At 49.9% G+C, this 11,872-nt stretch carries 9 protein-coding genes; 5 read left to right on the top strand and 4 right to left on the bottom strand.

Annotation, left to right across the window (positions count from 1 at the left end):
- Positions 1 to 22 precede the first annotated feature (22 nt).
- From ICL07_RS17145 to ICL07_RS17135, 3 genes are all read right to left on the bottom strand, one after another.
- A complete protein-coding gene (locus ICL07_RS17145; protein WP_188089250.1) occupies positions 23 to 1,096 on the bottom strand; it encodes a FecR family protein in 1,074 nt (357 codons plus the stop codon).
- 74 nt (positions 1,097 to 1,170) lie between these two features.
- Complete coding sequence (locus ICL07_RS17140) at positions 1,171 to 1,749, bottom strand: RNA polymerase sigma factor (RefSeq protein ID WP_188089249.1); 579 nt, start codon at positions 1,747 to 1,749, stop codon at positions 1,171 to 1,173.
- Between the two features lie 60 nt (positions 1,750 to 1,809).
- Positions 1,810 to 2,448, bottom strand: coding sequence for a helix-turn-helix transcriptional regulator (locus ICL07_RS17135; protein WP_188089248.1), 639 nt, complete (start codon positions 2,446 to 2,448; stop codon positions 1,810 to 1,812).
- 44 nt (positions 2,449 to 2,492) lie between these two features.
- Between ICL07_RS17135 and ICL07_RS17130 the strand changes: the two genes are divergently transcribed.
- The 4 genes from ICL07_RS17130 (at position 2,493) to ICL07_RS17115 (ending at position 8,482) form a co-directional block, all read left to right on the top strand.
- Positions 2,493 to 2,666 carry a hypothetical protein gene (locus ICL07_RS17130; RefSeq protein ID WP_188089247.1) on the top strand — a complete coding sequence of 58 codons (174 nt, stop codon included), beginning with the start codon at positions 2,493 to 2,495 and terminating at the stop codon, positions 2,664 to 2,666.
- A gap of 4 nt (positions 2,667 to 2,670) precedes the next feature.
- Positions 2,671 to 3,819 (top strand): efflux RND transporter periplasmic adaptor subunit, encoded by a 1,149-nt coding sequence (locus tag ICL07_RS17125; RefSeq protein ID WP_188089246.1) that lies wholly within the window; start codon positions 2,671 to 2,673, stop codon positions 3,817 to 3,819.
- An 83-nt stretch (positions 3,820 to 3,902) separates the two neighbouring features.
- A complete protein-coding gene (locus tag ICL07_RS17120; protein WP_188089245.1) occupies positions 3,903 to 7,064 on the top strand; it encodes an efflux RND transporter permease subunit in 3,162 nt (1,053 codons plus the stop codon).
- Between the two features lie 23 nt (positions 7,065 to 7,087).
- Positions 7,088 to 8,482, top strand: coding sequence for an efflux transporter outer membrane subunit (locus ICL07_RS17115; RefSeq protein ID WP_188089244.1), 1,395 nt, complete (start codon positions 7,088 to 7,090; stop codon positions 8,480 to 8,482).
- Positions 8,483 to 8,650: 168 nt separating this feature from the next.
- Here ICL07_RS17115 and ICL07_RS17110 read toward each other — a convergent pair whose 3' ends face one another.
- Entirely contained in the window at positions 8,651 to 10,249 is a 1,599-nt protein-coding gene (locus ICL07_RS17110; protein ID WP_188089243.1) for a DUF6138 family protein, read from the bottom strand.
- Positions 10,250 to 10,488: 239 nt separating this feature from the next.
- On the opposite strand from ICL07_RS17110, the gene chrA reads away from it, so the two are divergent.
- On the top strand, positions 10,489 to 11,817 hold the full coding sequence (gene chrA, locus ICL07_RS17105; RefSeq protein ID WP_188089242.1) for a chromate efflux transporter: 1,329 nt from the start codon (positions 10,489 to 10,491) through the stop codon (positions 11,815 to 11,817).
- The last annotated feature ends 55 nt before the right edge of the window (positions 11,818 to 11,872 follow it).

The following is an 11,872-nucleotide window of genomic DNA, read 5'->3' as shown; positions in this document are numbered from 1 at the left end:
TTCATAACGTTATCGTATTATATCAGTGGATAATGATGGAATCCTGTTGTATATCGTATTGGAAAGTGGCAGTGAGCTGTAGTGCATTCAGTGCCTGTTGTACAGTTTCTTGTTCAAATACACCGGTAAACCGGAGCTGCTGCAGTTGCGGATTTTCGAATTTGATATTTACCCCGAAAAATCGTTCCATCTGTTGTGACAGATCTGCAAAGGATTCGTCTTTAAATACCAGTTTGTTGTCCATCCAGGATGTTTCTGTGATGGCCGTGGTTTGGGCTGCATAGTAGGATACATGGCTTAATGTGACCATATTCCGTTCCTGTGGCGAAGCTACCGCGGTGCGGCGGGTGGCTTCGGGCAACTGGTTCAGCACGACAATCTTTTCACTGGGCTTCATGACAATCCGTGTGGCGGTGTGCTTTACAATGGCTTCTATGCTACCGGTAATCAAAGAGGCTTCCGTGGTTTTATCTTCCGGATAGGACCTTACGTTGAATTGTGTGCCTAATACACGGATATCCATAGTGGTTGTATGAATAACAAATGGCCGGCCGGCTTGTTTGGCTACATCAAAAAATGCTTCTCCCGAAAGCGTCACGCTGCGGTCATTTTTACCAAAGTCTTTGCTATAGGTGAGTTTGCTTCCGGCGTTTAGCCATACCCGTGTGCCGTCAGCCAGTTGGATACTGGTGCGGGAACCGTTGCGGGTGGTGACTTCGCTGGCTATAGGAGCGCTGTTTTTTTTAGTGCCGGTCCACCACCAGGCGGCCAGGCAAAGTATGACGCCGGCAGATGCGGCGGCCATCCAGATATAACGGCGACGGGGCCGTACTACGGTCAGCGGTGTTTCGGTGATATTGTCGCCAATAGTGATGCCCATGGCCTGCATGCGGTTGATATGCCGTTCATGTGCGGTAATAGCGGCTTCTTCACTGGCGCCGGCGGTCGTTTTTTGCCACAGTTCATCCACCATACCGGCCGGTAATGCGATATCAGGATTGTCCCGGAGCAAAGCAGACAGCTCCCGGAGCTCTTCTGCAGTGGCTTCGTTGGCCAGTTTCCGTGCCATCAGTTCCCATATACGTCTCGTGTTCATAACGTGAATAAGATGCTCTGCTTACAGGATCATTATTCCCGTAAAATCTACCAAAAGGAAATAAAAAAAAATTTTTAAGGCTTGAGCCGTTGGGGCCTTTTCAGAGAGGTATTGATAGCCCGGGCAATCCTGGCAAGGGCGATGGCCAGCTGATTGTCAATGGTTTTAACGGAGATATCCAGTATTTCCGCGATCTCTTTGTAACGGAGACCGTCTTCTTTGATTAATTTAAAAATGACTTTGCAGCGGGGAGGAAGCTCGCTGACAGCCTGCTCAAATTTGGCCAGCAGTTCGGCGCTGATGAGTTGTTCTTCGGGGTTGTAATGCGGACTTTCCATGTCCAGCTCCAGTTCATCGAGGGAGAGCGCATTTTTTTTCTGCTGTTGCAGCAGGTACTTCAATGCTACATTCTTAGTACTAACGTAGAGATACACCCTCAGATTGTTGACTTCCGTGAGTCTCCGGCGGCCCTGCCAGATATTAATAAATACATCAGATACTACTTCCTCCGCGATGGGAGCGGAGCGGACGAATGATCCGGCAAATTGTACGAGCGGCTCATAGAAGTGCAGGAACAGCGCTTTATAGGCTGATTCGTCGTCATATAAGCTGATACGGCGCTGCAGTTCCTGTATGTGATTGGCCGGGAGCATCGTGGCATAGCTGCTTTGCGACCAAGATAAGTTAAAAATCAATACCAGCCTTCAATATTGTCATTGTTCCCGCTTCGGGGAAATGCGGTAGGCGCATCTTCTGGCGCCGCTCAACAGGTGGTCCTCGCGTTTTACTTCAGCCTCTTCACCAATGATTTGCCGGAAGGACTCCAGTTCCGCAGAACAGAAACCCTGGCATACCTGGGCTGCTACACATATCGGACAGTGGTTTTCTATCAGCATATAATCGTCGCCATCTTTTTCCCAGCTGGCCATATACCCTTCGGCATCCCTTGCTTCTACCAGTTTGTTGATCCTGTCTTCCAGCGTATGCTCCTGGCTGACCGCTTTCAGATACTTTTCAAGCCCTGCTTTTTTGCTGTTTTCAATCACCGTATCCAGGGCGTCGGTACCCAACGTATCCCGGATGGTGTTGAGTAAACGAACCGTCAGTTCCGCATGCGAATCAGGGAAACGGCTATGGCCTTTGGCGGTGAGAGACCATATCTGCTGTGGTCTGCCCCTTCCTTTGGATACGTTGGAAGCTTCTACCAGTCCATCGCTGGCCAGCTTTAACAGCTGAAAACGTGCACCCTCTACCGTTACCTGCAGGGCTTCGGCTATTACCGTCAGAGGCTGAGGCCCCCTGGTCTTCAATATCCACAACGCTTTTTCGTTCTCCGGCAAAATATTTTTCATAATAAACAAAGTGTTTATTTGGTTTATTCGCAAATTTACTATTTTTGTACCAGATTAACAATTCACTGGCCGGAAATCCGCTCCTGTATTGGAAAGGAGAGGAGGACCAGCCTTCACCCCCGTGCCCATACCAGAATGGCAAGCAATTGTCGCTGCAGCTCCCGCTGCGGACCGGCAGTGCCATGCCTTCCGGCACCGGTATCACACATAAACCATGAAACAATGCAAACGATCTTATCACGAAGTGCTGCTACCCTGGTGGTGCTCTCTATGCTGACAGCCTGCGGCGGCGGTCATACCGATGCATATAACAACAACGAACCGCAGCAGTATCCTGTACTGACATTAAAACCCTCGGAAACTACGCTGCACATGGACTATCCCGCTACCGTACGGGGACAGCAAAATATTGAAATCAGGCCTAAAATAGACGGGTACATGGCACAGATCATGGTAGATGAAGGCGCCACGGTAAAAAAGGGCCAGCTCCTCTTTAAAATCAACGCTCCACAATACGAACAGGAAGTACTCACTGCCCAGGCGGCGATTAAAAGCGCAGAAGCGGCCGTGAATACCGCCAGCATGCAGGTACGTAAAGTAACGCCCCTGGTGAAAAAGGAAATCGTCAGCAACTACGAACTGGAGGCCGCTGAACTGGCCTTACAAGCCCGCGAAGCTGAACTGGCACAAGCGAAAGCCAGCCTGCAAAACGCCCGTGTCAACCTGGGATATACTGCCATCTATAGCCCGGCAGATGGTGTGATCGGCACCCTGCCCTATAAAATCGGCAGCCTGGTAGCGCCCAACAGCGATCAGCCCCTCACGGTGCTCTCCGATATCGCTAACGTTCACGTATACTTCTCTTTTACAGAAAAACAACTGCTGGACCTGGCCGGAACAGACGCCAATACTTCACTGGATGCCAAACTGAAACAACTGCCACCGGTGCAACTGGTGTTGGCTAACGGTAGTGAATATACGGAAAATGGAAAAGTGGAAACTACCGGTGGCCTTATCAACAGCGGTACCGGCGCTATCAGCATGCGCGCGGTGTTTACCAATAAAGCAGGCCTGATCCGCAGCGGCAGCAGCGCTACCATCCGTATCAGCCAGCCGGTCAGCAACGCGCTCATGGTGCCCGCTAAAGCGACTTATGAGATGCAGGGCAAAAAGTTTGTCTTCACCGTTGATACAGCCGGCACGGTCCACTCCCGTGAAATTACCGTGGGTAAACTCTCTGCCGGCGACGCCTATATCGTAGGCAACGGCTTGCAGGCAGGCGATAAAATCATCACCGACGGCATCGGCTCCCTCAAAGAAGGAACGAAGATAAAAGCCGTAACGCCTGCGGCTACAACGGCTGCGCGTTAATCACTGCCCGTGGCTCCCGTTATCACGGTACCGGTTATACGCCGGTACTGTAGCTACTGCTTTGTCCTTTTAAAAATGATTGTATGCTTAAAAAATTTATAGATAACCCGGTTTTATCTACCGTTATCTCCATTATCATCGTGATATTGGGCGTGCTGGGACTCGTCTCCCTGCCTATATCACAATACCCCGAAATAGCGCCGCCCACCGTGGAAATAACGGCCAACTACCAGGGCGCTAACGCCGATGTGGTGATGAAAAGTGTGATCATCCCCCTGGAAGAACAGATCAACGGGGTGGAACACATGACCTACATGACCTCTAAAGCCAGTAACGACGGCTCTGCGGTCATTACGGTCAACTTTAAACAAGGCACCGACCCCGATCTGGCGGCGGTGAACGTACAAAACAGGGTGGCTAAAGCCACCGGTCTCATGCCGGCGGAAGTCATCAAAACCGGTATCACCACCACCAAAAAACTGAACAGTGAAGTATTCGGCTTCCTGCTGTACAGTGAGAATAAATCATACGACGAAAATTTCCTCGACAACTACCTCCGTATCAACATCATCCCTGAACTGAAAAGAATTTCCGGCGTAGGCGACGTACAGGTATGGAGCGATCAGGCTTATTCCATGCGTATCTGGCTCAAACCCGATGTGATGGCGTCCTATGGCCTGGTACCCGATGACGTGATCGCCGCGCTCGCGGAACAAAACCTGGAAGCGGCGCCGGGTAAACTGGGAGAGAATAGCAAAAAAACATTCCAGTATGTACTGAAATATACCGGGCGGCTGGAAAAACCGGAGCAGTTTGAAAACATCGTCGTACGCGCTACTGCGGATGGACAGATCCTTCGCCTCAAAGATTTGGCAGACGTGGAATTGGGCTCCTTCAATTATTCCACCGAAATGACCGCACAAGGGTATCCTTCCTCCGGTGGTGCAGTGAGCCAGACGGCAGGTTCCAACGCGCACGAAGTGATACAGCAGGTAGAAAAGGTATTTGAAAAAGCCAAAGCCAATTACCCTCCGGGTGTAAAGATGGCGGTGTTCATCAACGCCAACGACTTCCTGGATGCGTCTATCGCCAAACTGATACAAACCATCTTTGAAGCGTTTATCCTCGTATTCATCGTGGTGTTTATCTTCCTGCAAGACTTCCGTTCTACGCTGATACCCGCTATCGCGGTACCCGTGGCAATTATAGGTACCTTCTTTTTTCTCAAAATATTCGGGTTTACACTGAACCTGCTCACGCTGTTCGCGCTGGTGCTGGCCATTGGTATTGTGGTAGATGATGCCATTGTGGTGGTGGAAGCGGTACATGCCAAACTGGACCAGGGCGCCCGTTCTGCGCGTAAAGCTACGATGCATGCCATGAGTGAAATCAGCACGGCCATCGTGTCCATTACCCTCATCATGTCGGCCGTGTTTGTACCGGTAACTTTTATCACCGGTTCTGCAGGCGTGTTCTATAAACAGTTTGGGCTCACGCTGGCGGTAGCGATCATCATCTCTGCTGTCAATGCGCTCACGCTCAGTCCCGCGTTATGCGCCATTCTGCTGAAACCGCATCATGGCGGAGAACCGGTTAAGAAATCTTTCCTGCAACGTTTTTATGCTGCTTTTAACGCGGGTTTTGCGGCGGTAACGGGCAGGTATATACGTATTGTAAAATTACTGATCGCCCGCAAGTGGCTGGCGCTGGGAGGCATTGCTGTTTTTGCTGCCATACTGGTGTTCTTCCTGAGAACAACGCCTACCGGCTTCGTTCCCAATGAAGATTCCGGCGCCATCTACGGCGATATCATCCTGCCACCGGCATCTACACTGGACCAAACCCTCAAAATTGCGGACCAGGTGGACAGCATCGCACGCAGCATGCCGGAGATAGCGGTCAGCTCCAGGCTGGGTGGTATGAACCTCATCAGCGGCTTCGGTGGTTCCTATGGCGCTATGTTCTTCGCACTCAAACCCTGGAAGGAAAGAACCAAACCAGGACAGGATATCAACAGTCTCGTCGGACAGCTATTCGCCAAAACGGCGCACATCAAAGGCGCACAGATCATCTTCTTTGCGGCGCCTACGCTGCAGGGCTTTGGTAACAACAGCGGCTTTGAAATGCAGCTGCTGGATAAAACAGGCGGCAACTACCACGACTTTGGCAACACGGTGAACAAGTTCATGGAAGCGCTGAACAAGCGGCCGGAGATTATGTATGCGGCTACCCCGTTCAATACCAACCTGCCACAGTATGAAGTACAGGTAGATGTAGCGCATTGTAAGGAAGCCGGCGTAGATGTGGGAGGCCTGCTGCGTACCCTGCAGGGGTACCTGGGCGGTATCTATGCATCTGACTTCAACCGCTTTGGTAAACAGTACAAGGTAATGTTGCAGACCAATCCCCGTTACCGTTCAGAGGAAGCGGACCTCAACAAAATATTTGTCCGCAATAACAAAGGTGCGATGGCGCCGGTGTCAGCCTTCCTGACTTTACGCAAAACCAGCGGACCGGAATTTATCAACCGCTTCAACCTCTACACTTCGGCTGCGGTGAGCGGTGCGCCTAATCCGGGCTACAGCTCCGGCGATGCTATCAAAGCTTTCCGCGAAGTAGCTGCCAGTACGCTGCCCAGGGGGACGGACTTCGATTTCAGCGCCCTCACCAGGGAAGAGATTTCCAGTGGTAGTCAGACATTACTCATTTTCGTATTGTGCCTGGTGTTTGTGTATTTCCTGTTGAGCGCCCAGTACAAGAGTTATATCCTGCCGTTAGCAGTGTTGTTGTCATTACCGATTGGCCTCGCGGGCGCCTTTGTTTTTGCCCGTCTCGCTGGTTTGGATAATAATATCTTTTTGCAAATCAGTCTCATTATGTTGATTGGTTTGCTCGCTAAAAACGCCATCCTCATCGTAGAGTTCTCCGTACAGCGCCGCAGGAGCGGGTTAAGCCTGGTGCGGGCAGCCATATCCGGTGCGGCGGCGCGTTTACGGCCTATCCTGATGACTTCCTTTGCTTTCATTTTCGGTCTGATGCCGCTGATGCTGGCCTCCGGCGTAGGTGCGTTGAGCAACCGTTCCATTGGTACGGCCGCTGTAGGCGGAATGCTGATAGGTACCGTGTTTGGCGTATTCGTTATTCCATCACTGTTCGTCATCTTCCAGGGCATACAAGAGCGTATAGCCGGTAAGGTGAGTAAAGCGGAAGAGCCGGAAGAGGAACTGGAGGAATTGGCCGTTTGATTTTTCTGATTAAAAAAGTAATAATGATACACAAAAGATATATCTGGCTGCTGGCGCTGTTAACGCTGGCAGCCGCCTGCCGGATCACACAGCCTTACCGGTCGCCGGAAATAAATACCAACGGTTTATACCGTGATCAGCCCAACGGCGATACCAACACCATCGCTGCCCGGCCCTGGCAGTCCTTTTTTACCGATACGGCCCTACAACGGCTGATAGCCCGCGGCATCCGGGAGAACCTGGACCTGCGTATAGCCATGCAGCGTATCATCGCAGCCCAGGCGGCACTGAAACAAAGCAGGCTCGCCTTCCTGCCCGATGTAAATGCCAACGCCTCCGTGAAAGAATCCAGGCTGGCTTTTCCGCAAGGTTATGGTCTCATCACCACGGCCACACAGTACGACGTGAACGTGGCTGCCAGCTGGGAAGCAGATATCTGGGGAAAACTACGCAGTGGCAAAAGAGCGGCGCAGGCGGCTTTGTTGGGTACCGTAGCGGCGCAACAGGCCATACAAAGCAGCCTGATAGCGGATATCGCCGCTTCGTATTATACGCTGCTGGCGCTGGACCAGCAGCTGCAGGTTCTCCGGCAAACGCTGGCCAACAGGGGAGAAGATGTGAGCAGCATGAAGGAACTGAAAGCATCCGGTATCGTGAACGGCGCTGCCGTAGTGCAGAGTGAAGCCAACCAGTATGCCGCAGCGGTGGCTATCCCGGATGTAAAAAGACAAATACGCGAAACGGAAAACGCGCTGTCTATCCTGCTGGCATTGCCTCCTGGTCCTATTGCCCGTGGTAATATGCCGGCGCAACAGGTGCCGCAAAACCTGTCCACCGGCGTACCGGCGCAGCTGCTGCAATACCGGCCGGATGTTAAAGCGGCGGAATACGCCTTCCGTAACGCATTTGAAAACACCAACATCGCCCGCACGGCCTTTTATCCTTCCCTTAATATCACGGCTGCCTCTGGTTTTACCAGCTTCGATTTCAGTCAGTGGTTCACGGATGCCGGCCTGTTTGGCAATATCGTCGGCGGACTCACACAGCCTATCTTTAACCGCGGCCTCAATAAAGCCCGGTTAACGGCCGCGCAGGCCAAACAACAGGAGGCCCTGTATAACTTCAACAAAACCATGCTCACAGCGGGGAAAGAAGTCTCAGATGCGCTCTATTCACTGACATCCGCCTCAGAGAAAAAGGAAAGCAGGGAAAAACAATTAGCCTCACTGGAGAAAGCCGTGGACTTTACCAAAGAATTGTTGAAATATAGCTCCAGCACCAACTATACAGATGTATTGACTTCAGAACAGCACTTATTAAGCGCACAGATAGGAAGTATCAACGATCAGCTTCAGCAATGGCAGGCGGTGATTGCGTTGTATCGTGCGCTGGGTGGTAACTATGATGAACATGATTAATACTGATTTCGCTGATTGAGCGAAGACTTTTGCGTAGATGATAGCAAAGATGAATGATAGATAACAGGACCGGATGTTTTTTGAATGATATTATAACAGACAGGATATCCGCTACTATCTTCGTAATGGTCTTCGCTCAATCAGCGAAATCAGCATTAATCATATCCATCAGAGTTTTTTCTTTCCTTTCCAGATAAACCAGGCAATATGATCTATCTCATATTGCTCTAATTCGAGCGATTGAATATATTGTTTCAGTATCGCTATATTCTCCACTGTATCCAGTGCCTTTAACTCCTTTATCGGTTTAATATCCTGCGCACATCTCAATACATCCACTATCAATGGAATCGTGCCGGCATTTACCCCATGCTGTTGTACAAACTGCACCAGGAAATGATTTTGTACAGATTGATGTTCATCATCTATTTTATCGAGGTATTGTTGCAACAAGGGATAATAGCGTATATCCGACAGGGTTAGACCAAATACGGCATAGGTGCCCGGGCGTGCGCACAGTTCTGCTTCTGCATCGTTATACCATTCATATTCATGACGGATGGCCAGTTGTACATACTTTTCCAATTGCGGGAAAAGAGCGGGGTATTGTAACGCATTGGCGAAGAATTTGTGGGTGGCGGTTTTACCCAGACCTTTTACCGGCAGGAAGTTTTTGGCTTTGGACTTACATTTGATTTCATAGCTCTGTGGAAAATCTTTTTCCAGCAGGTTACAGATAAAGTCCAGTGCTTTTCCGTAAGCGGCTTCGTTTTCGTTTTTGAAGTTGATGTCGATGGTGGCAAATACGTCGTTGGCAGTGCAGGTAACGTCGGTATCCTTGTATTGGATATCTGTGGCGCTGAAAGTGCCGCTGCCTGTTTTTAATACCTGTGCCGCTTTGGTACTGCCCAGTTCTTTTGCTTTTTCAATGAAACCTACACCGGTGGGGCGGCTGTAGTTAGGCTCGTGACGGATGATGGTTACGCCTGTATAGATGAGCAGGTCCAACAGTTGTTCGGATACGTTTTGTGTGTGGGTTTCTTTCCGTGTAAATTCCGGTAGTCCCCAGTCCTTTTTATGTACGTCGTAGTGAACCGGCAGGAAGGTATCTTCCGCCCAGCGGCGCAGGGCGTAGGTAATGGCGTGCTGGTGTTGCGCCAGTTTTTCCTTTTTGTGTTTATTTAGTGTTTTGATTTTTTCGTAAATGGCGATAACGGCCGGTACATCTATTTCCGGGTATAATATCGGGCTGATAAGATGTTTAGCCAGGAAGGTCGTCTCCAGCTCTTGGGTGGGATATTGTCCTTCATATATTTTTTTAGTGAGATAGGTATCGATAGCCTTTCGCAGCGCTGTTTTCTTCGCTTCGCTGCTGGTTTCCAGGGCGGTCATTTTATAGAATTTTTCGTCTATCCTGAATTTCGCATCTACGGTGAAATAATACTCCAGTATGGGTTTGTCATCATAGGAAAGGTAGAGTACTTCCAGTTTTTCCCTTAATAATGGGAGCAGCTCTGCCAGGTCTTCTTTACCAAGCGGAACATTCGTGCCTTCATACTTTACATCCGGGCGATCGCTGCCTGCGTCGTCTGCAAAACAATGTACCTGTCCGTTATAATAAAAGAAACGGACATAATCGTGTATACCTGCCTGTAAGGTAGTGCGGCGTATAATGCTGACAGCGTCTTTACTGGCGTCCATTTTTTGCAGCAATTGGCCTACTGCCGTGCTGATATCGTTGACAATCGTCTCTAGTCGTTGTTCCATGCGGGTTAATTTAAATGGCAATGTTGAAAAGGTGCAAATTAGGTAAAAAAGGCAAAAAAAGCTTGCATAGGGCGGGGCTATTTCGTATATTTACAGTCGCTCAAAAAGGCCCTGTACAGCGGCAGACACTATAGGATGCACATCATTCCCTGATAACATATGAATAGTTGTTAACACATCTGTAAACAGCAGATGCGGGGCTTTTTTTGGGATATAGTGAGAAAAACGATACAACGGATATGAAAGAAAACAATCACCGGCAACGGCCTTCATTCGGGGAAGCCCTGCAGTTTTGGTTTAAACTCGGATGGATCAGTTTTGGCGGCACTGCCGGGCATATTGCGATTATGCATGAATACCTGGTGGACAGGAAAAAATGGATCAGCAACAGCCGCTTTCTGCATGCGCTCAATCATTGTATGATCCTGCCTGGTCCGGAAGCACAACAGCTGGCTACGTATGTGGGCTGGCAGTTGCATGGTAAAAAAGGCGGACTGGCAGCTGGTATCCTGTTTGTGTTGCCATCCATGTTTATTCTCCTGGGATTAAGTATGATCTATGTGTTGTATGGGAATGTACCCTGGATTTATGCGATGTTCAATGGACTGAAGCCTGCGGTGGTAGCGATTATTATACTCGCTATGATCCGGGTGGGACAGAAAGCCCTGCATACGCCCCTGCATTATATACTGGCTGCCGCCGCTTTTGTGAGTATCTTCTGGTTTAACCTTTCGTTGCTGCTGATTATTGCGGGCACTATCGGGATAGCGTTGCTGGTGCGGTATATACGGCCTGCCTGGGTGGAGCGGGATGTGCACGAGGAAGAAGCGCAGGCGGCGGAGGAACAGGGGTATTTTCTTAATAAATTCACCCATTCGCCTGTCACTGGTAATGTGGCGGCCCGGTTGTTCCGGCAAATTGGTATGGCCTCGTTGTTATGGGCCCTGCCTTTTGCCCTTTTTTTCTGGCTGGCAGATGATTTTATTTTTTGGAAGAAGATGATGCTGTTTTTTACACAAACTGCTTTTGTGACGGTGGGTGGTTCCTATACCGTATTGCCTTATGTAGCGCAATTCAGCGTAGGTAAGCTCAACTGGTTAAGCAATATGCAGATGATAGATGGTTTTGCGCTGGCGGAAACCACGCCGGGACCGCTGATCATCGTATTGTCCTATGTTGGCTTTATGGCCGGCTATAATCATTTTAACGGCTCTTTGTGGATGGGCACCCTTGGTTTGCTGACCACCACGTTTTATACCTTCCTGCCCTGTTTCCTGTTCATTTTCGCGGGGGCGCCGCTGATAGAGAAAACGCAGGAGAACAAATCGATTGCGGGTGTATTGGGTTTTGTGACCGCGGCGGTAACCGGCGTGATCCTGAACCTGACGCTTTTCCTGGGAAAAGATGTATTGTTTCCCGGCGGCATAGCCTGGGCGAACCTGGATTATACCGCATTGGCCTGGATGCTGTTGTCGTTGTTCCTGCTGATACGGTACCGGCTCAACGTAGTATACCTGATTTTGATGAGCCTGTGTTTCGGCGGACTTCATTACCTGTTCCTGCAATAGCTGATAATTATCAGTATCGCGTATATACGCAATGGTTACATTTGCAGGTATAATA

Source organism: Chitinophaga qingshengii (assembly GCF_014529935.1).
In the GTDB taxonomy this organism is placed as follows: domain Bacteria; phylum Bacteroidota; class Bacteroidia; order Chitinophagales; family Chitinophagaceae; genus Chitinophaga; species Chitinophaga qingshengii.
This window is presented reverse-complemented; position numbering and strand designations above follow the sequence as displayed.